The 20,950-nt window shown below is 25.4% G+C and carries 21 protein-coding genes; 2 read left to right on the plus strand and 19 right to left on the minus strand.

Going from position 1 to position 20,950, the window contains the following annotated elements:
- Positions 1 to 38: 38 nt before the first annotated feature.
- From H8891_RS09610 to H8891_RS09645, 8 genes are all read right to left on the minus strand, one after another.
- Positions 39 to 383, minus strand: coding sequence for a hypothetical protein (locus tag H8891_RS09610; protein WP_187006269.1), 345 nt, complete (start codon positions 381 to 383; stop codon positions 39 to 41).
- Positions 384 to 433: 50 nt separating this feature from the next.
- Positions 434 to 2,167 carry an Eco57I restriction-modification methylase domain-containing protein gene (locus H8891_RS09615; protein ID WP_187006270.1) on the minus strand — a complete coding sequence of 578 codons (1,734 nt, stop codon included), beginning with the start codon at positions 2,165 to 2,167 and terminating at the stop codon, positions 434 to 436.
- 68 nt (positions 2,168 to 2,235) lie between these two features.
- Positions 2,236 to 3,144 (minus strand): patatin-like phospholipase family protein, encoded by a 909-nt coding sequence (locus tag H8891_RS09620; protein WP_187006271.1) that lies wholly within the window; start codon positions 3,142 to 3,144, stop codon positions 2,236 to 2,238.
- 99 nt (positions 3,145 to 3,243) lie between these two features.
- Positions 3,244 to 4,026, minus strand: coding sequence for an N-acetylmuramoyl-L-alanine amidase family protein (locus tag H8891_RS09625; protein ID WP_187006272.1), 783 nt, complete (start codon positions 4,024 to 4,026; stop codon positions 3,244 to 3,246).
- A gap of 72 nt (positions 4,027 to 4,098) precedes the next feature.
- Positions 4,099 to 4,743: a polyprenyl diphosphate synthase gene (uppS, locus tag H8891_RS09630; protein WP_147543092.1), complete on the minus strand. Its 645-nt coding sequence runs from the start codon at positions 4,741 to 4,743 to the stop codon at positions 4,099 to 4,101.
- Positions 4,744 to 5,043: 300 nt separating this feature from the next.
- Positions 5,044 to 5,238: a hypothetical protein gene (locus H8891_RS09635; protein ID WP_187006273.1), complete on the minus strand. Its 195-nt coding sequence runs from the start codon at positions 5,236 to 5,238 to the stop codon at positions 5,044 to 5,046.
- A 52-nt stretch (positions 5,239 to 5,290) separates the two neighbouring features.
- A complete protein-coding gene (locus H8891_RS09640; RefSeq protein WP_187006274.1) occupies positions 5,291 to 5,812 on the minus strand; it encodes an amidase domain-containing protein in 522 nt (173 codons plus the stop codon).
- Between the two features lie 4 nt (positions 5,813 to 5,816).
- The gene (locus H8891_RS09645; RefSeq protein WP_187006275.1) at positions 5,817 to 6,401 is read right to left on the minus strand and encodes a polysaccharide deacetylase family protein; all 585 of its coding nucleotides are present in this window, start codon (positions 6,399 to 6,401) and stop codon (positions 5,817 to 5,819) included.
- A gap of 152 nt (positions 6,402 to 6,553) precedes the next feature.
- Here H8891_RS09645 and H8891_RS09650 point away from each other — a divergent pair, with 152 nt between their 5' ends.
- Entirely contained in the window at positions 6,554 to 7,525 is a 972-nt protein-coding gene (locus H8891_RS09650; RefSeq protein WP_187006276.1) for an LCP family protein, read from the plus strand.
- Between the two features lie 874 nt (positions 7,526 to 8,399).
- The gene (locus tag H8891_RS15720; protein ID WP_408637163.1) at positions 8,400 to 8,489 is read left to right on the plus strand and encodes an IS3 family transposase; all 90 of its coding nucleotides are present in this window, start codon (positions 8,400 to 8,402) and stop codon (positions 8,487 to 8,489) included.
- Positions 8,490 to 8,634: 145 nt separating this feature from the next.
- On the opposite strand, the gene murJ is transcribed toward H8891_RS15720, so the two are convergent.
- The 11 genes from murJ to H8891_RS09710 all read right to left on the minus strand — a co-directional run bounded on the left by murJ (position 8,635) and on the right by H8891_RS09710 (position 20,948).
- Positions 8,635 to 10,176 carry a murein biosynthesis integral membrane protein MurJ gene (gene murJ / locus H8891_RS09660; RefSeq protein ID WP_187006278.1) on the minus strand — a complete coding sequence of 514 codons (1,542 nt, stop codon included), beginning with the start codon at positions 10,174 to 10,176 and terminating at the stop codon, positions 8,635 to 8,637.
- 64 nt (positions 10,177 to 10,240) lie between these two features.
- Positions 10,241 to 11,062 (minus strand): LicD family protein, encoded by an 822-nt coding sequence (locus H8891_RS09665; RefSeq protein WP_187006279.1) that lies wholly within the window; start codon positions 11,060 to 11,062, stop codon positions 10,241 to 10,243.
- Positions 11,044 to 12,093 carry a glycosyltransferase gene (locus H8891_RS09670; RefSeq protein WP_187006280.1) on the minus strand — a complete coding sequence of 350 codons (1,050 nt, stop codon included), beginning with the start codon at positions 12,091 to 12,093 and terminating at the stop codon, positions 11,044 to 11,046. The genes H8891_RS09665 and H8891_RS09670 overlap by 19 nt, the downstream gene beginning before the upstream one ends.
- Before the next feature lie 90 nt (positions 12,094 to 12,183).
- Positions 12,184 to 12,924 (minus strand): WecB/TagA/CpsF family glycosyltransferase, encoded by a 741-nt coding sequence (locus H8891_RS09675; protein WP_187006281.1) that lies wholly within the window; start codon positions 12,922 to 12,924, stop codon positions 12,184 to 12,186.
- 18 nt (positions 12,925 to 12,942) lie between these two features.
- On the minus strand, positions 12,943 to 14,034 hold the full coding sequence (locus H8891_RS09680) for a glycosyltransferase family 4 protein (RefSeq protein ID WP_187006282.1): 1,092 nt from the start codon (positions 14,032 to 14,034) through the stop codon (positions 12,943 to 12,945).
- A gap of 79 nt (positions 14,035 to 14,113) precedes the next feature.
- Positions 14,114 to 15,415 carry an O-antigen ligase family protein gene (locus H8891_RS09685; protein WP_187006283.1) on the minus strand — a complete coding sequence of 434 codons (1,302 nt, stop codon included), beginning with the start codon at positions 15,413 to 15,415 and terminating at the stop codon, positions 14,114 to 14,116.
- 14 nt (positions 15,416 to 15,429) lie between these two features.
- A complete protein-coding gene (gene wecB, locus H8891_RS09690) occupies positions 15,430 to 16,539 on the minus strand; it encodes a non-hydrolyzing UDP-N-acetylglucosamine 2-epimerase (RefSeq protein WP_330604958.1) in 1,110 nt (369 codons plus the stop codon).
- Positions 16,540 to 16,563: 24 nt separating this feature from the next.
- On the minus strand, positions 16,564 to 17,262 hold the full coding sequence (locus H8891_RS09695; protein ID WP_187006284.1) for a sugar transferase: 699 nt from the start codon (positions 17,260 to 17,262) through the stop codon (positions 16,564 to 16,566).
- 188 nt (positions 17,263 to 17,450) lie between these two features.
- Positions 17,451 to 19,148 carry a phospho-sugar mutase gene (locus tag H8891_RS09700; RefSeq protein WP_187006285.1) on the minus strand — a complete coding sequence of 566 codons (1,698 nt, stop codon included), beginning with the start codon at positions 19,146 to 19,148 and terminating at the stop codon, positions 17,451 to 17,453.
- A gap of 164 nt (positions 19,149 to 19,312) precedes the next feature.
- Positions 19,313 to 20,002, minus strand: a complete 690-nt coding sequence (locus tag H8891_RS09705; RefSeq protein ID WP_187006286.1) for a sugar phosphate nucleotidyltransferase — start codon at positions 20,000 to 20,002, stop codon at positions 19,313 to 19,315.
- Between the two features lie 19 nt (positions 20,003 to 20,021).
- Positions 20,022 to 20,948, minus strand: a complete 927-nt coding sequence (locus H8891_RS09710) for a DMT family transporter (RefSeq protein ID WP_187006287.1) — start codon at positions 20,946 to 20,948, stop codon at positions 20,022 to 20,024.
- Positions 20,949 to 20,950: the final 2 nt, after the last annotated feature.

The raw sequence follows: 20,950 nt of genomic DNA on the forward strand, positions 1-20,950 counted from the left end.
AAAATATTTATATTTTCAATTTATAGTTTTGTTTAAAATTATTTTATATCCGATTTAGAATTAACAATCTTTACTGCGTTTAAAAATACCTTTTTTTCTAAAGAACTTAGTCTTATATTTGACATTATATAATTTTTAGGATCTATTAAATATATCTTTTTATAACCAGTTTTATAAAACATCATACAAATATTTTTAATTTCAGAAATTTTCTCACATTCAAACATATCTGTTTCTATAATTAAGTTATACTTAGATGTTTTTATTCCTTTTATTTTTTGTTTATAATCATTTGCAAACTCTTTTATATCTTTACTACTTAAGTACCCATTTACACTAATATTAACACTATTGTCACTATTTATAACTTTGAAATCTATCATAAAATATCCCCCTATTAAACTTATTTTAATATGAATATATGAATATCTTTCTATAATAGTGAATTTATATTTAAAGAATCTTTTATTAATTCATTTATTTCGTCTTGTAAAATAATTACTTCTTTATTCGATTTATTATCACTTTCTAATATATTTATAATTTTTTTTGATAAATTTTCTATTGATTTATAATTGTGATCCTTAAAAATACCTATTTGCATTACCTTATTAGGGTAATAGTCATACAAATTTTTACCCATCTTTTTTCCAAAAGTTTTAAAATAAGTATCATATACACTTGAATTTAATAAAGCAGCTATATATTCATATGAAAAATCTTTTATATATTCATCTTTTATATAAAAAGAATATACATCTGCACTACAAAATCTACTTTTATCATCAATAGCAAATCTATTTTCTTTTGATTTATAAGGATACATTATTTTTTTTCTTTCAAATATCTTCTTATCTCTTCCCCATTGTAATTGATACCATGTTCTAATATTTTTTTTACATTCTCTTCTATTTTCTAATTTTTGTTTATAATTTTTTATATACTTTATAGAGTTTGAGTATTTTTGACAATCATCTATATCATCACTATAAATAAGTTTTAAGGAATTTTTTTCTATAAAATATTTTTGTATATTTTTACTCTTAATCCAATTTTTCAAAATATTTTTTTCTATACAAAAATTTTCTTCATATTCATTATCTATAACGAAAGCTTTATCACATCCAGTTATAATCCCTTGAAAACTTACACATATATCTTTTAATTTATAATTACAATAGTTTTCTATTTTATTATACAAATAAACATTTTCTTTTTTATCTATAATCCAATCATCTTTCATATCTCTTTGATTTAAATTTATTTTTTCAAATTCATCTTCATTTTTAAGTTCAATATTAATATCTTCTATAAAATCAAAATCTATACTGTAGTTATTTAATCTATAAATATCTACTGTGTTGTTTTCATTTATTCCTTTTCTCATAGTAAATATACAACTTGCTATGCTGGCACTTTTAAAAACATTTACTCCATTAAAATCTATTATTTCTTCTATACTTACATTTTTTAAAATATATTTTCTTAATAGATTTCCACTTTGACTCTCTATAAAATATCTAGGTGTTATTATACTTGCAATACCATCTTCTTTTAATAAATCAATTATTCTTTTGTAAAAACAAAAATAAATATCAGATTTATCTCTATATACTTGTGAATACTCTTTTAATAACCACTTTTTATAATTTTTATTAAGATTTTTATGTCCTATATAAGGAGGATTTCCTATTATATAATCAAATTTACTATCCCAAAATAATTTTTTTATATTTATATCTATTCCTTCACTATTTAAACTATCAAAGCAATATATATTAAATTTATCTATATTTTCTTCTGGACTTTTATTAATTAATGAATATTTTAATACTTTTATTGCATTTGAATCTATATCTATTCCGTATATACAATTGCTAACTATATGATTATGAATATCTTCAATTTTCAATTCATATTTATAACTTTCAAAGATTTCATATAAAATATCATATACCTCTAGTAAAAAATTACCACATCCACATGACAGATCTAAAATTTTAGGATACGGATTTTTCATAAAATCATGATTATATAAAGTTTTTTTAACTATATAATCTATAATATATTTTGGTGTGTAATAAATGCCTAAAGATTTTTTATTTTCTTCTGTTAAACTATTTTCATATAAACTAGATAAATAATAATTATTACTCGAAATCTCCATACTAATCCCCCTAATGAATACCTTTTCATAAGTTTAATTATATCAAATATTACTTAATATAATCTATATTATCTCCACTTTTCACCAATCCAACTTAAAATACTCTCTATATCACAACTTTCACCTATGTCTAATAATTTATCTATTGATTTGTAATCATCTAAACCTATTTTTATATCTATTTTAGGATTAAGTCTTATGTAATTCTCATCTAATAACTTACTAGTACATGATTGGCTAAATTTAGAATTGCCTTCTAATACTAGTGCCACTATTGGGTGTGATGGATTTTTGTTTAATATCCAGTCAATAGCTCCCCAATTTGGATTACCAACATCTAAGTAGTTATAAGTATATCCTGTACCTATAGATAATAACTTTATATTTTTTAACTCTCTTGCTAATCCATCATCTAATGCATGTACTAAACATGCTAAACTTGGATCATTTGCAATAATACCTCCATCTATATGATTTTTATAAATAGGAAAATATATAGGTGCTGCACTACTAGATAGCATAACATCAATTACTTTACTATTTGCTGTGCTTGATCCAGGTATATTGCTATAAAATATAGGTTCCCAGTTATTTTTTTTATCGCCTAAATAAAATGTGGGTATAACAACAAATTTTGATAAATCTTTTAAAGTTAAATCTTTAGGAAATATGTTTTCCAATACTTCTTTTAGCTTCTTATTATTATATTTACTCCTTATAATTTCCGGATAAGATTTTGAAAATATATACTCTAACCCCTCTCCTGTGTATATATTCATTATTTCCATAGGAGATAATCCGTGTGCAAGACCTATAGCAATAAAACTTCCTGTAGATGTCCCTCCCATTAAACTAGTTTTTTCAATAAGTGTTGGGTAATGGTCTTTTAATCTATTTAATAACGATATGCTTAATGCACCTCTTACTCCACCTCCATCAAAAGTCATTATATTAAAACTATTAATTCCTTCAAACATAAATTTCCTCCTAGCTTCACTTTATACTAAATCTATTAATATAATTTATATGTAAAACTAAAAAAAGAAAGTATATAAGATTTATATACTTCCTTTTTCCTATTTATGTTTAGAGTCTATATAACTTAAAATTCCTTGTGCTATACCCTCTGCCATTTTATTTTGATAACTTTGACTTTTTAAATTTTTTTCATCTTTTTCATTAGTTAAGAATCCAACTTCGACTAATGCTGTTGGCATATCTGTACTTTTTAATATTCCAACATTTGAAGGGTATATACCCCTATTTTTTGTATTTAAATATAAACATATTGTATCTTGTATTGATTTTGCTAATTTATCAGAATCATTAATTCCATTTTGAGGATAGTAAGTTTCAGTTCCATTAGCTGAACTTGCACCATTTTGCGCATTTTGATGTATAGAAACTACTAAGTCTATATTCTGTGAATTTGCCATGTCAGTTCTTTCTTCTAGTGATACATTTGTATCTTCACTTCTAGTTAAAATAACTTCTAAATCTTTTTGTTGAGATAGTACTCCAGCTACTTTTTTAGCTATTTCTAATGAGATATCTTTTTCTAAGCTTCCACTAAAACCTTTTGAGCCAGTATCACTGCCTCCATGTCCTGGATCTATTAGTATTTTAATTTTTTTATTTGATTTTTCATTTTCTAAACTCAAATGCTCAATTTCAATATTTTGCTGAGTTTTATCTTTTACATTATTCTTATCATCAACCTTATTGTCTTTTGCATTACCAAATACATTTTTAACTAAAAATGATATTGAAAATATACCTATTAATACTAAAAGTGCTAAAATAAATAATCTAGATTTTTTTATTCTTCTTTTTTTTATAATTTTTCTTTTCTTAGACATATATTCACCCTTCTAAACTATAATCCAGCTTAATTCTAGCATTTTTTTACTATATTTTCAATATTTCTAGTATTATCCACCTAAAGTTATATCTTGTTTATTGTACCAATCTATAGCCTCGTGAATATGGTTATTTTTAAAATCTGGCCAATACTCATCTAAAACATAAAAATCTGCATATATAGATTGTACAGGTAAAAATCCACTTAATCTCCTTCTTCCACCCCATCTTATTATTAAATCCAGCCTTGAAACATCAAAAGATTGTATGTACTCATGTATATTATTTTTATTATTGCCCTTAGCAGTTGATAATGTATTTAAATCCCAATGCCATCCATAATTTACTAATAAGTTTGCTTTTATTTGACCTTTTTTAGGCTCTATTCTTTGCGTATATGGTCTTAACTCATCTGGAAACATAGGCGAATTTGTATTTCCTATTACTAATAATGATGCCCCTTCATCTACTAACATTTTAGCAGCATTTACACATGCATCAGTAAATGCTTTAGTCTGATATGATGGTCTTTTAGTATTATCTGTAGTGAATCCATAAAATGTAACTTCTTCTACACCTATATCTCTACAAACTCTATAAGCTTCAAGACCTGGGTCTAATCCACTATCATAACCTCTTTCTTTCGTAAGGCCTTTAGATTGTGCCCATCTCCTATTCCCATCTGGAATTATTCCTACATGTTTTGGTATTCTCATTATAATCACCTCTTTCCATATGATTATTCCCATCAGATAAGTTTTTACACAATATTCAGTATATTATTATTAATTTCTTTATATTTTTTTGAAAAACTTTTAAATTTCGATATAAGATTATAATTACTAAATATGCTATTGAATATAAATCAATTTTCAGATCAATATTATAAAAGAAAATAGAGATACATCTGATTATTGTAAGCATGTTATCAAAGAATTAGATAAACTAGGAAAAGATTCTGTTAAAATAAGTAGTAGGGATTTCAAAAATTTTAAAGGAAAATCATATTTTAAAGATTACGCCAATGAATTAACTTCTTCTGCTAAATTCCCTATTCTATTAGTTGGTGGAAATAGAGCAGTAGATTCGATAACTGAAACTCTAAATACTACTAATATTGAACATTTCTCAATATGTAGACCATTAATATGTGAACCTGATTTTATTAATAAATTTGAAGTTGAATCAAATTTTGGGCATACATGAAACATTATTTTTTTAAGTTCATTTAAAAAGATGAGTCCAAAGTAGACTCATCTTTTTTTATTGATAGTATCCAAATATTTTTATATATTTTCTCTCTCCTATTTTTTCACTCAAGGGATAATCTAATAAATCTTCTGTATGTTGACATATAAGGTAATCTAATAAGTAATTTCTATCATCTAATATAACCTGTGTAACTATCATAGTATGATAAGCTCTTCCCTGATATACTAACTGTATTAAATCTCCAATTTCTAATTGATTATAATCTACAACTTCTGCATATATTCCATAATTTTGTGTTAATTCACTGTTATTTTTTATAATATATCTTCCAAATGCATCTGCTGCTGTCCATGATGGTGTTCTACTTGAATCACTATACCAATACCATTTTCCCATAACATCGTTTCCTTGATTATCAAAGGGAATATTACCTGCATGTATACACTGAGATATATAGTTTGTACAGTCTCCTCCCCATGGATCATAATCTTTATATTTAGGATTTCTGTATAATGCCCATGTTCTTGCATATTCTGCTGCTGCTTTTCTATTATATTCTTTAAGTTCTTTCATTAAGTCACCCCACTAAATATTTTCTTGTATACTCACTTAGAAATTCTTTTATTTCTCCAAAGTATAATTTTACATTTGTTATTTCATTAGAATTTAATATTTCATAAGATGAAAAGTTTATAGATATATATTTTGAAGTTATATAAAAAGATAGGTCACAAGTTATATATTGGGGCAATTCTTTTATTTGATTTTTTATACTGCTTTTTATAAGTTTTTCATAGTTACATTTTTTATTGAAAATATCTTCTATTAATATTTTTTTTTCATTTTTAAGATCATAATTATATGTGTTTATATAATTAATTATATGATTATTTTTGTATATTTCCGAAAATACTATGGATATGCTTATTATATTATTTTTATTTAAATGAGTTTCGTAGTCTATAAATATAGTTGATTTTTCATTAGAATATACTACTTCTTCTTTTGATATGTCTTTAAATATATTTATATCTTCATAAATTTTTTTATTTATGTTTTTTATAAATATATTATCTTCAGATGAAATTATCACAGGATATTCTATTATACAATTTAAACTCTCATCTTCTATATCGATATATATAGTTTTTATATCTACCATTAGAATACCTCCTGTTTTTACTTATATATTATTATGTATGTAATTTGTGTCAATTTTGTTATATATTTTGTAATCTTTATAGTATTGAATATATGTTTATAGTTTAATATAATTAAGTGTACGTTAAAAATAATAAGAAAGAAGGGATTTTTTTGTCGAATTTAAAAAAATTCGTTATTGCGCTAATACTATTAGTTATACTAATACCTGCAGGTGCATTTGGTTATGTATATTTTAAATTAAACACTGTATATGATGATAATGCAGATACAAAGCTACTTAATAAAACAAACTATAAAGTAGAAAAAGGAATAACTAATATATTATTAGTAGGTATAGATGCTAGAAATATGCATGAAAGATCTAGATCAGATTCAATGATGATACTTACTGTAGATAATAAACACAAAAGTTTAAAACTTACATCTTTAGCAAGAGATACATATGTAGACATACCAGGTCATGGTATGCAAAAATTAACACATGCATATGCATATGGAGGTATAAAGCTTTTAGTCGAAACTATTGAAAATAATTTCAAAATTGATTTACAAAACTATGCAATAGTTAATTTCTTCTCATTTATGGATATAGTTGATGCTCTTGGTGGTGTTAATATAGATGTTCAGAAAAGTGAGCTTAATGAATTAAAAAAATACACTCAAGAATGTTATGATCTTAATACAAATCCTAAAAAAGGTTCTCTTGAGTTTATTACTTCTCCTGGATATCAAAAACTAAATGGATACCAAACTCTTGCGTATGCTCGTATAAGATATAATGATTCTGCAATGAATAGAGATCATCGTCAACGTCAAATTATGCAAGCATTAACAACTAGTTTGAAAAATCTACCAATAACTAAATATCCTGAATTAGTAGATACTATTTTACCGTATATTAAAACAAACATGAAACCTGGTGAAATAATCAAACTTGGTGCAACAGTCCTTAATATAGGAAATTTTAATATAAAGCAATTAGAGTTTCCTGTCGAACAATATAGTAAAGGTGGAATCGTAGGTAAAAATGGATGGGTTCTTCAATTTGATTCTGATAAAAATCTACCTATACTTAACGATTTTATATTTGAAGATATTATATACAATAAACCTAATTATTAGAGTATTATAATAAAAAGATTGTAGATAATTTAAAATGGATCCTATATAGTGAACGTGAAAAAAGTGTATCTATATAGGATCTTTTTTGTAAAACATTAATTTAGGAGTTATTTAAAAATGGGTACAAATATATTTACAGAACAAGAAATTCTAGAACTATCTAAAAATAAATATATAAAAATGAATAACTCGTACCAATGAATTTAAATTGTAATTCATTAGTAAATATGAGGATAGCAAAACTTCGAGAAATATTTTTGAAGATGTAGGGTTTTAGGTTTCGATAGTCGGAATTAAACGTATAGATTCTGATAGTTTAAGATGGAGAGCTTCATATAAGGATAAAGTGGTTTTAGTTTTAGAAGATACTAGAACTTTAAATTTAATAATGTGACAAGACATTTATTCAAAATTGCTAATGTCTCTACTTTTGGTTATTATGAATTCTTAAATAACTTTAAAACTGAAAATATTACTAAAAGCATTTAATTTTCGTGGATATGAAAAATATTCTAAAACTATCATGATGGTATACGTAAAACTAATACATATAATTGTATAGCTAAATCTACAAAACGGGTATAGAATTGTTACAAATAAACTAAATAGAGATTTTAAATAAAACATACCATGTAAAATAGTATTAACTTATATTACATATATACCATATAGTAATAATAAAATTGCATATTTATCTACTGTAAATGACCCTTCAACTATAGAAATATTAACTGAAGCTGTGAATAAACTGGTCAATCGATGTATCAAAGAGGTGTTTTTTAGGATAATACTACGTAGAAATCATTCTTTGGACATATGGATTACAAAAACTATACAACAATAGAAGACCTTGAAACCTTAATTGATAGACTATATGGATTATTATAATAATGACCGATGTCAGTGGAATTTAAAAAAGTTGACTCCTACACAATATAGGAATCAACTTTTAACAATCTCTTAAAACACTCTTTTTTTACTGTCCTTACTAAGGGGTTCATTTTTTTAATATGAGCTCATTTTTTATATATTTAAATTAGTTAGTGAATATAAATTTCATAGAATATCAAAATTTATGATCTATCTTTTATATCTAACTGCATCTTATATTATTTTTTATTTATTTTAGATTTGATAATATTTACAATATCTATTAACTCTTCTGTTTTTAGTAATAATAGTATTAATCCATATACAATAGCACCTATACCTACAGATATAGTTAACGATATTATCTGAGATACTGTATTAAATCCTATTGCATTATATGAGATAGAGTATATCCATTTAGCAGCTACTCCCATAATAGTAGCAGCTATTAATGATTTTATAAAAACTAAATTTACTGCACCTAACCCTATATCACCTATACGTTTCCTTAAGCTTATTATGAATATAATTAGTCCTACAAACGCAGATATAGAACTAGCTATAGCTAAACCTGCATACCCCATAAATTTAATCAAAGTTATATTAAGTATTATATTGACAACCATTACTATAGCTCCATTTATCATAGGAGTTTTAGTATCTTTAAGCGAATAAAATGCTCTAGATATAACATCATTTAATCCAAATGCTACCATTCCTATTGCATATAAAGATAATATTGTAGATGTTACTATAGTAGCTTTATATGTGAATGCACCTCTCTCAAAAACAAGCTTTACTACTGGCTCTGAGAATACTATCGTTCCTATTGTTATAGGTATAATTAATAATATAATCGTATTCATGGTTTTTATTAAAGACTCTTTAAATCCTAAGATATCTTTACTTGATAATAAATATGATAATTTAGGATACATTACAGTTACTATGGATGCTATAAACAAACCTTGTACAAAATAATACAATTTATTAGCATAACTGAAAGATGCAACTATTGAAGGTCCCAATGTAGATGCTAATGACCTATCTATCATATTATTAAATTGATTTACAGAAACTCCTATTAACACAGGTATAACTAGTATCATTAGTTTCTTTATATTTTCATCTTTAAATGATAATATAGGTTTATATCTGAATCCTTTTTTATATGCAAATGGTAATTGAAATATAAGCTGGGATATAGTTCCTATTAAAGTTCCATAAACAAGCACATATACACCATATTTAGCACTTAATATTATTGATATAATAATTATGATACTTGATGGTAAACTTATTAATCCTGGAATATTGAAATTTCCTTTTACCTGTAAGTATCCAATCATCACATTACTAATACCTGTAAATAATATACCCCAAAATAAAATTTTAGTAAATTGTACAGATAAATTAAATGTCTCTTTTTCAAATCCAACTGCAAAAAGTTTAACTATCGGATCCGTAAATATTAATCCTATTATTAATATAACTGAACATAAAATAAATACTATTCCAATTATATTATTTATAAATTTATCAGCTTCTAACTCACTTTTTTCACTTTGTATGCTCGTATACATAGGAACTAAACTTGTTGATATTGCTGAACCTAAGCTTGCAAATATAACAGTAGGTATATTTAATGCTGTAAAGTATGCTGCTGCATAGTTTGAGGTTCCATAGTAATATGCTAATACTTGCTCTCTCGCAAATCCTATTATTTTAGATAATATAGTTACTATCATAAGTCCAAATGCAGCTTTAGCTATCTTAGACATGTTATTTCTCCTCTCGTGTCTTAATCTCAAAAAGCATTTACCTATATAGATAAATGCTTTTTAATTATAATTCTAAATTTATTAAGTGCCCATACCTTTTATCTTTATCAGGTAATTTCATATAGTCTCCATATAATTTTTTTAAATAGTTATCATAATTTCTAGGTGCATAAAATTTATATCCTTCAAACTCAATTTCAACTAGTGGATACACATCTGATTTCTTCTGGGCATATTTAAACTCCATAAATACGGTTTCTACCCCATACACTAAATAATCAGATTTTCCTTGTTTTTCTAATTCATTGCATTTTTTTATCCATATATTTTCTATAGTCATCTTTTGAAGAACATGTTTTATATAATCCTTAAGACAACTTTTATTTCTTCTTTCCATATGAACTATCTTATTTATTAATTTATATTTAGATTCATCGCAAATATTTTCATCTACTGAATCAACGGGAAATATATCTATATATGCACCTACATGAATTTGATTTACTTGTATGTCTAACCCTTTAAATTTTTCTGTATAATATATTTGTGTAAATCCATGTTTTTCCGTTTTATATTTTTGAATCCATCCTTTAGTTTGTCTATTCCCAAATTTTATATATTCAGGTAAAATATCTTTTTTAAGTAACTCATTAAATTTTTTATAATCTTCTCTCGGCATACATATGTCACAATCATCATCCCAAGGTATAAATCCTCTATGTCTTACTGCCCCTAAAAGGGTACCTGCATCTATCCAATATTTTAAATTATATTTTCTGCATATTGAATCAATTAGAACTAACATTTCAAATTCAACCAATTGATATTTTCTCAAAACATCTATATTTTTATTTTCTATTATTTTATCTATTTTTTCTTTAAGCATAATAAAACCTTTCTAAACACATGACTATATTTCGAAGTTTTAATAATTCCTTTAAATTTCATTTTAATATCTTCTATTTTATAATATTTTTTTGGATTATATATTTGTTTTTTTAGTTTCTCTGTTATTATATCACCAGTATTATTTAACTGAGTTATTATTTCATATCTTAATTTATCTTTTACTGAGTTATCTTCTTGCATTTTATCACAATATCTAAATGATGCCCAATAAAAAAACCTTATTTTTTCTTTTATTTTTTCATTTGTCTTATCATTAAATTTCTCTTTATTGCTTATGTAGAAATCATATCCGTCTTTAGCCACAATCTTCATGCCATATGCATTTTTATAACCTATTTTACTGGTCATTATTGAACTTTCTCTTACTCTTCTATTAAAGAATTGTTTAGGTATATACATAACCTTTTTAGCACTTGTTATTGCCTTTAAAGTATGTATTTCATCTTCATGTACTATTCCCTCATAAAAATATAACTTATTTTTAATTAAAAATTCTCTATTATAAAAATTTAACCATACAGGAGTTTCATATCCACCTCTTTCAGAAGCATAATTAAAAAATTCACTTCCACTCATGATAATAGATTCTAGTTTCTTACTTCTATCATAGTTTTCTATTAATTTTTTTCCTGTATAGCTACTATCTACAAATGATTTTGCATCAAATAGTACTATATCTAAATTATCTTTTTTAGCTATATTATAGCAATATTCCATAGAATCTAATGTGATATAATCATCACTATCTAAGAAATATACATATTCACCCTTAGCTTCGTTAAGACCTGAATTCCTAGCTACACTTACGCCCTTATTTGCTTGGTCTACTATTTTTACAAAATCATATTTTTCAGCATATTTCATTAATTTTTCCAGCGATGAGTCCGTAGATCCATCATTTACTGCTATTACTTCGAAACTATCTATAGTTTGATTTATTGCAGTCTCTATACATTCATCTATATATTTTTCTACATTGTAAACTGGTATAATTATACTTACTTTCATATTTATCTGCCTCTCAAATTCTATAATAATTCCCTTTGCAACTTAATTTCAACTTTAAATATATAATTTACATTTATCACCTTAAATACTTTATTTGTACTTTACTATAAGTTTTAATAAATCTAATGCGTTTTTAAAGTATCTAGATGCTAATCTTCCTGGTTCCTGCATAACTCTGTGTAACCATTCAAGACCTAGTTTTTGCATTATTTTTGGGGCTCTTGTAACTCTTCCTGCCAAGGCATTAAATGTTCCTCCAACTCCAATGAATACTTTTGCATTTATATCATCTATATTATTTACTATAAAATTTTCTTGAATAGGTGAACTCATACCAGCTAAAAGTATATCTGCCTTAGACTCATTTATTATCTCTATAACTTCCTTTAAACTTTTCTCGTTTTTCTCAAACCCTATAGGTGGGGAGATTGCACCCGCAATATTAGCATTGTATCTTTTCTCTAATACTTTTGCAGCCTCTTTTGCAACATCATTCTCTCCTCCAAGCAAAAATAGTGATATATTTTTATTGTTTGATTTCTTTGCAAGCTCAGTGCAGAAATCGATACCTGCTATTCTACTAGTTCCTTTTATACCTTTTATTTTAGATATCCAATATACAGGCATTCCATCTATTATAGATATATGAGCTTTGTCACATACATTTTTAAACTTTTCATTTTGATTATAACGAGTTAAAAAATCTACATTAGGTGTGATTATAAATGTTTTTTTATTATTATTAATCCTATCTAATGTATAATTTAAAATATCTTCAATATTTCCTAATGTAAAATTCATCCCTAATATATTACAACTGTTAATTTTCATATTACCTCCAATATTGATCTAACCTAGACTATCATATAATTCCTCTAATTTTTTTATAGATTTTTTTATATCAAATTGATCTATTAACTTTTTATGGCCATTTATCCCTAACTCTAATCTTCTTTCTTTATTATTTATTAAATATGCTATTTTATCACTTAATTCATCATAATCACCTGCTTCAAATAGCAATCCATCAATATTATTATTTATTATTTCAGGTATTCCACCTACATTTGACGCAATTATAGGCCTATATACATTCATGGCTTCAAGTATTGATATACCGAATGATTCATTTAACGATGGTTGTACATAAATATCCATTTTTTTTATATAATCATATATATTAGATTTAAATCCAACTAAGTTTATATAATTTTCTATTTTTAATTCTCTAGATAGTTTCAAAATTTCCTCTTTTTCTTCTCCATCTCCAACTATAATGCACTCTACTAAATATCCACTATTGATTATATTAGCTACAGCTTTTACTAAATATTTATATCCTTTAACTTTCTCTATTCTACCAACAGATCCTATAACTATTTTATTATTAACAGTTTCTATATTATTTTCTTTTATTATTTCTATTCCATGATTAATTACTCTTATTTTTTCTTTTTGCAGCCCTAAATTTATTAAGTATACCTCTATAGATTTAGATACTGCAATATATAATTCACTACTATTAAATAAAATTTTTTCTAAAATTCTAAATAGTTTACGTTCAACAAAACTTCGATCCATTCTATCTTTATCAGAAAAACCATGTACTGTTGAAATTTTTTTAATTTTTTTACCAGCCATTGATGATATTAATTCAGCAAATATTCCATTACTGTGTATAATATCTATATTGTTTTTATTTATATATTTCTTCAAAAAACTAATACTATTAAAAAAATTAGTTTTCGATATATTTAAAGCTACTATACTTAGCTCTTTAGAATCTATCTTATTTATGCTTTTGTGAAAGTCAGTATTGCTTCTACAACAAATATGCAAATTATATTTCTCTAAGTCTAAATTTTTTATAATATCATGTATATATTTTTCAGTGCCTCCAAAATGTGTTCCAAAATTAATTATCATTATATTTTTTTTCATAATATACCTCTTAAATATGAATTTACTAAAATACCTCTTTTTTTAATAAAATTATTAAAAATAGAGGTATTTTTATTTTCTAAAGTAAGTTTTTACTTGTTATTTTATGGATACTGAATCCTAATATAAAATATGGGAAGAAAGATACTTCAAACAATGACATTCCCATAGATTTAAAAGATGTAAGCACTATGAAAATTATTGTATGTATAGATATTAAACAATATAATTTATAATTATGATTATATACATTTGAGTTAAATAATTTATACATATAATATATAGCAAAAAACAGTAATATCGTCCATATACCATTCTCTACGATAAGATGTGATAAATATGAATCACTTAATGTTCTTACTACACCATCAAGTGCCTTATCGTATACAAAATTAGAGTATGCAGCTGATGCGTCACCCCATGTACCATACCCTGTCCCTAATGGATAATCGAATAGCATCATTATAGCTTGTTTCCAAGCTTGCAACCTCATCTCTGTAGAACCTTGAATTATATTATAATAATAGTATTCCCATAATTTATATAAAAGTTTTTGTATTGCAAATAATCCAAATGGAATCGTGATTATAATACCCCTAATAATCAATTTTTTTCCATCTTCTAACTTATATCTGAAACACATATATATTGTTATAACAATAGTTAGTATAAATGTCATTCTTGATGAAGATATTAAAATACCAGAAAATAAAATTATTAAATATATTTTTTGCTCAATATTTTTTTTAAATAAAATTAAATTGTTGACATCGAAATAATATAGCACTATAAATCCAAATGCTAAAAATTCGCCCAACACATTAGGATGTCCAAACATTCCAACAGTTCTTTTTTGAGGAACATAAAAATTGTAAAAATCTGGATAACTTTCAAAAGTAGGTGTAAATTTTATAAATTCATAAAATCTTAATCCAAATATCACCTCTAGTAAACTTATAATTACCATAAGTATACATATATTTATATATATTTTACATATTTTATAAAATTCATCTTTGTCTACATATAAATATGCGTACATCAATATAAATAAATTTCTAGTTAATTTGTAAAATTCCCAACAAATTCCTTTTATTGATAATGCCTCTCCCAATATAAGTTTTAACATTGATAAAGTAAATCCAATTAAAAGAAACATACTTCCAAAAATAATAACTTTTTTTAAGTTTTCGTCTAAATTTTTTATTTTTTCTAAGTTAAATTTCAAATTTTTTTTATCTTTAATTAGTCTAAATATAAATACAAATATAAATATAAAATACAGTAAATCATCTAATATCTTACTCGTAGGTATTTCATTCCATATAGTCCAAGTTTGAAAAATAGGAAGTATTAGCATTAATCTAAATATTATACTCAAGCTCATATCCTCCTTTATTTTTCAAATTTATCAATAATATAATTAGTTATATAGAAACTTGCTTTACCATCTCCATAAGGGTTAGAAGCTTTAGACATTTCTTTATATTTATTTTTATCTATAAGCAGTTCTTTTGTTTTATTATATATATTATCTTCTTCCGTTCCTACTAATCTTAAAGTTCCTGCTTTTACACCTTCTGGCCTTTCTGTTGTATCTCTCAATACCAATACAGGTTTTCCTAAAGATGGTGCTTCTTCTTGTATTCCCCCACTATCAGTCATAATTATATATGAATTATCTAAAAAATTATGGAAATCTAGAACTTCTAAGGGATCTATAAGATGAACTTTTTCATTATCGCCTAAAATTTCATTTGCAATTTTTTTTACTATTGGATTTAAATGAACTGGATATACAACTTGCACATCATTAAATTCATTTACAATTCTTTTAACTGCTCTAAAAATATTTCTCATAGGTTCTCCTAAATTTTCCCTTCTATGAGCTGTTAATAAAATAATTCTAGAACCTTTCATTTTTTCTAAAAATTCATTCGAATAATCTTTTTTTACAGTAGTATTTAATGCATCTATTGCTGTATTTCCTGTAACATATATTGTAGATTCATTTTTCCCCTCTTTTATTAAATTCTCTTTTGCTACTTGAGTTGGTGCAAAATGCATATCTGCAATTATACCAGTAAATTGTCTGTTTAATTCTTCTGGAAAAGGAGAATATTTATTATATGTTCTTAGTCCAGCTTCTACATGCCCTACCGAAACTTGATTGTAATAAGCTGCTAAACTACCTGCTAATGTAGTTGTAGTATCTCCGTGTACCAATACAATATCCGGTTTTTCTATTTTAATCACTTCATCTATCTTTTGTAATGATCTAGATGTTATATCTACCAAAGTTTGTCCCTTTTTCATTATATCTAAATCATACTTAGGAATAATGTTAAATGCATTTAGTACTTGATCTAACATTTGTCTATGTTGAGCAGTAACACAAACTATACATTCAATTTGATCTCTTGATTCTAATTCTTTAACCAAAGGTGCCATTTTTATAGCTTCTGGTCTAGTTCCAAAAATAGTCATTACTTTTATTTTTTTCACAGTTAATCCTCCTAATTTTTTCTATTAAGATGCATGTTTATCACCTAATAAAGCCGGTATTGTCATAAAAATAAGTTTTAAATCCAATAAAGTACTCCTCTCTCTAATATATTTTAAATCCAATAAAGTACTCCTCTCTCTAATATATTTTAAATCCAACTCTACCCATTCATCAAAATCTATATCATTTCTTCCGCTTACTTGCCATATACAAGTTATGCCAGGCTTTACACTAAGTCTTTGCATCTGGTAATCATTATATTGTTCAACCTCTCTAGGAATTGGAGGTCTCGGTCCTACTAAGCTCATATCCCCTTTTAATACATTTATTAATTGTGGAAGCTCATCTATGCTGGTTTTCCTAATAAATTTTCCTATTTTAGTTATTCTTGGATCTTCTTTTATTTTAAAAACAGGTCCATTCATTTCATTTTTTTCTTGTAATGAAGCTAATAACTCCTCCGCATTATGAATCATCGATCTGAATTTATACATTTTAAATATTTTAGCATTTTTTCCATTTCTATCTTGCTTAAAAATTATTTTACCTTTAGGATCTTCTAGTTTTATCAATATTGCTACTAATATGAATATAGGAGATAGTATTATTAATCCAATACTTGATCCTAATATATCAATTATTCTTTTTAATATATAATATATATTATTTTTCTTATTTACAGTGTAATTCATATTTTTTTCATAATCGACTATTTTGTTCATATTTACCTCCCAAACTACACTTTATATTTATAACTCAATAAGTATACTATATTTTGATTTTTTTTTCAAATAACTATACTAAATACGACAGTATTTTTGATATTTTAATTTGGATAAATTATCAGTAAAATCAAAAATAGTAGAGAGATTACTAAAATCACTCTACTATTTTTTGATTTTTATAATATCTATAGCATTTTTCGAATTTTTGAATTTATATATTGTTTTATTTTGATCGCTTTATCTTCTACAATCTTATTATCTTTTCCACAAACTCCAATATAAAATTTAAGCTTTGGTTCTGTTCCTGATGGTCTAATTGCTATCCAAGATCCATCTTCTAGTATAAATTTAAGAACATTTGATTTAGGAAGTCCATCTATACATTCATTATAATCCTTAGTTTCAGCAACTTTTAATACATCTGTCTCCTCCAAACCATTTGCTCTAAAATAATTCATTATTTCTTTAATTTTTTCAATTCCAGAAATTCCGCTTAATGTAACTGATAACATATCTTCTTTAAAGTATCCTACTTTATTATACAGTTCTATTAATCCTTCATATAAACTCATTCCTTTAGAATAGTAATATGCTGCCATATCAGAAATTAACATAGCAGATACAACTCCATCTTTATCTCTGGCATGAGTTCCCACTAAATAACCATAACTTTCTTCATATCCCATAATAAAATTTTTTTCATTTGTAATTTCGAATTGCTTTATCTTGTTTCCAATAAATTTAAATCCAGTTAATACATTTAAACAATCTACACCATAACTATTTGCTACTTTTGCTCCAAATTCTGAAGTAACTATAGTTTTTATTATTGTTGGATTTTGAGGAATTTTATCTTTATTTTCTAAGTTTTCTAGAATATAATTTGCCAAAAGTGCACCTATTTGATTGCCTGTTAATAGCTCGTACTCACCAACTTTTGTTCTTACTGCCACTCCTACTCTGTCACAATCTGGATCAGTAGCTATAACTAAATCAGCACATTCTTTTTTTGCAAGGTTAATTCCTCTAACTAGAGCTTTTTTATCTTCTGGATTTGGATAATCTATCCCCGCGAAGTTTGGATCTGGAATTTCTTCCTCTTTTACAACTAAAACATTGTCAAATCCAACCTCTTTTAAAACCCTTTGTATAGGTATATTACCTGTACCACAGAGCGGTGTATATACTATTTTAAATTTTTTTCCTACTTTATTAACAATATCTTTTCCTATAAATTGTTTTTTTACAGCTTCTATAAATGCCGTATCTTGTTCTTCGCCTAACATGACTACTAATTCTTTATGATTTTTTGCCATAGTAGGTATTTCACTATAATCGTTTATACGGTTAACTTCTTCCGTTATTTTATCTGCTACCTCAGGCATAACTTGAGCTCCGTCTTCCCAGTATACTTTATATCCGTTATATTCTGGAGGATTATGACTAGCTGTTATAACTACTCCAGCTATACAATTTAAATTTCTAACAGCAAAAGAAAGTTCTGGAGTAGTTCTTAATCCATTGAAGATATATGCTTTTATACCACACGCAGCTAAAGTATCTGCTGTTTTTAAGCAAAATTCCTTAGATTTGTATCTACTATCATATGCTATAACTACACCTCGGTTTTTTCCTTCTTCTCCAATATTTTTAATTATATAATTAGCAAGACCAAAAGTTGCCCTTGCTACAGTATAATCATTTATTCGATTTGTTCCAGCACCTATTATTCCTCTTAATCCTGCCGTCCCAAATTCTAAATTTTTATAAAACCTTTCCTTTATTTCATTTTCATCATTTTTTATAGATAATAATTCTAACTTAGTATCTTCATCAAAGTAAGGATTTAAAATCCATTCCTCATATATTTTTTTATAGTTCATGATTTGATTCTCCTTTTTATAATCTCTATTCCTTTTTATAATTATTTTATTATTTTACTATATATTAGAAATATTTTCTATATATTAAAAAACTCTTTATATTTAAATAAAAAAAAGCTTAAATTAATAGTACTACTTTACTATTAATCTAAGCATCTCTATGATTATTTTAACTGTTTTATATATTTCTCAACTACTTCTAAATCTTTAACTGAATCTATCTCAAATGAATCATCACTTTTAATTTTTTCAAAATAGATATCTAAATCTTCAAGATTATTTTTCACTATATCATCCCAGTATAAGTCTGTGAAATTTCCATTTGATATGCTTTCTTCTATTTTTTTTGCAATCAACTGTCCATCCTTTTTGCTCCAATAAGATATTCCAGATAATATATATCCATCGCCATCTTTTACAATTATATCATTTACTTTTTTATTTTCATCATAAACTAGCATCCACTCATTTTTAAAACTTTCTTTATATCCACTAAAATAAGTAGATTTATCTATATCTTCACATAAAAAATTTCTATGTAAATACACATCAGCGTCTATAACATAACTATCACCTAAGTAATTTCTTACTAAATACATCGTATATATATTGTTATATATATCAAACTTATTATTATGTATAAGCTTAACCCCATACTTATCTTTAAGATATTCAAACTTTTCACTTAAATATCCAGTTACAACTATTATGTCATCTATACCTTTTTCTTTTAAAAACTCAATTTGTCTTTCTAACATGGGTTGATTATTAACCTTGACTAAAGATTTTGGTGTTTCTAAAGTTAATGGTCTTAATCTTGTACCCATACCCGCTGCCAAAAGTATCGCTCTCATAAATACACTCCTTCATAAACTAGTTTTTTGAAACCATTATTGAACCTATTATTATAAATATACTGCATATTATTAATTTGATTGTTATAGCATTTCTTAATATTATTACATCAAATACTATAGCCCATATAGAATAAGTTATATTCAATGCTGTAGCTTTTACTGGTCCTATAGAATCTATAGCAGTATAATAAAATATATAAGATGCTGTTCCAAATAACGCTATAAATCCGATAAATAAAAATATGTCTGACTTCATTACTATTTCAGTTAAGTCCAATCCATTTATTAATGGGATTATTATTAATCCATAAAATAATGTAGATACAACCTGTCTTATCTGTAATGCTTGAGTTGGACTTACTTCATCCTCTCTCATTCCATATGCACATATCACACTCTCGAGAGACCATCCCATTACACATATTAAAGCTAATCCAAATCCTAATAAATAGTTACTACTAATTATCTTATCTGGAGAATATCCTAATATAATAACTGAAATTATACTTAATATAAGACCTAAAAATCCTCTTTTGCTTAATTTTTCTTTTAAAAAAATATATGCCCAAAAGGCGCCTACAGCTGGATATATAGAAGATATACTTGCCGTATATCCTGGCCCTATATATTTTATAGCTAGTAAGTATGAGGCCATACCTATCGGTCCTCCAAATATAGCAGCTATACATATAAATTTACCACTTCTTGTTTTCAAAACTTCTATCACTTTACTCAGCTGTTTTGTCGCTAAACTATACAAAATCATCCATAAACTAGAAAACAAATCATGTAAAAATGCACTTACAAATGGCGCTAAAAATATAGCTTCTTTTGTTTCTATAAATGGAGAAAGACTCAACACTATACTAGTTAAAACAGTATCTAGACCCCATAGCATTCCAGACATAGCACCAGAAAATAACCCAATATTTTTAATTTCCATAA

Source organism: Paeniclostridium hominis, from assembly GCF_014306135.1.
Lineage (GTDB): Bacteria > Bacillota > Clostridia > Peptostreptococcales > Peptostreptococcaceae > Paraclostridium > Paraclostridium hominis.

Bases quoted from the DNA above. Each gene is read 5' to 3' on its own strand.
- H8891_RS09680 (WP_187006282.1), bottom strand. From the start codon at position 14,034: ATGAAAAAAAATATAATGATAATTAATTTTGGAACACATTTTGGAGGC.
- uppS (WP_147543092.1), bottom strand. From the start codon at position 4,743: ATGAGAATACCAAAACATGTAGGAATAATTCCAGATGGGAATAGGAGA.
- H8891_RS15720 (WP_408637163.1), top strand. From the start codon at position 8,400: ATGGATTATTATAATAATGACCGATGTCAGTGGAATTTAAAAAAGTTG.
- H8891_RS09670 (WP_187006280.1), bottom strand. From the start codon at position 12,093: ATGAAAGTAAGTATAATTATACCAGTTTACAATGTAGAAAAATATATA.
- H8891_RS09610 (WP_187006269.1), bottom strand. From the start codon at position 383: ATGATAGATTTCAAAGTTATAAATAGTGACAATAGTGTTAATATTAGT.
- H8891_RS09640 (WP_187006274.1), bottom strand. From the start codon at position 5,812: ATGAAAGAACTTAAAGAATATAATAGAAAAGCAGCAGCAGAATATGCA.
- H8891_RS09700 (WP_187006285.1), bottom strand. From the start codon at position 19,148: ATGAACTATAAAAAAATATATGAGGAATGGATTTTAAATCCTTACTTT.
- H8891_RS09645 (WP_187006275.1), bottom strand. From the start codon at position 6,401: ATGGTAGATATAAAAACTATATATATCGATATAGAAGATGAGAGTTTA.
- H8891_RS09635 (WP_187006273.1), bottom strand. From the start codon at position 5,238: ATGTTTCATGTATGCCCAAAATTTGATTCAACTTCAAATTTATTAATA.
- H8891_RS09710 (WP_187006287.1), bottom strand. From the start codon at position 20,948: ATGGAAATTAAAAATATTGGGTTATTTTCTGGTGCTATGTCTGGAATG.
- H8891_RS09705 (WP_187006286.1), bottom strand. From the start codon at position 20,002: ATGAGAGCGATACTTTTGGCAGCGGGTATGGGTACAAGATTAAGACCA.
- H8891_RS09675 (WP_187006281.1), bottom strand. From the start codon at position 12,924: ATGAAAATTAACAGTTGTAATATATTAGGGATGAATTTTACATTAGGA.
- murJ (WP_187006278.1), bottom strand. From the start codon at position 10,176: ATGTCTAAGATAGCTAAAGCTGCATTTGGACTTATGATAGTAACTATA.
- H8891_RS09620 (WP_187006271.1), bottom strand. From the start codon at position 3,144: ATGTTTGAAGGAATTAATAGTTTTAATATAATGACTTTTGATGGAGGT.
- H8891_RS09665 (WP_187006279.1), bottom strand. From the start codon at position 11,062: ATGCTTAAAGAAAAAATAGATAAAATAATAGAAAATAAAAATATAGAT.
- H8891_RS09695 (WP_187006284.1), bottom strand. From the start codon at position 17,262: ATGAACAAAATAGTCGATTATGAAAAAAATATGAATTACACTGTAAAT.
- H8891_RS09625 (WP_187006272.1), bottom strand. From the start codon at position 4,026: ATGTCTAAGAAAAGAAAAATTATAAAAAAAAGAAGAATAAAAAAATCT.
- H8891_RS09615 (WP_187006270.1), bottom strand. From the start codon at position 2,167: ATGGAGATTTCGAGTAATAATTATTATTTATCTAGTTTATATGAAAAT.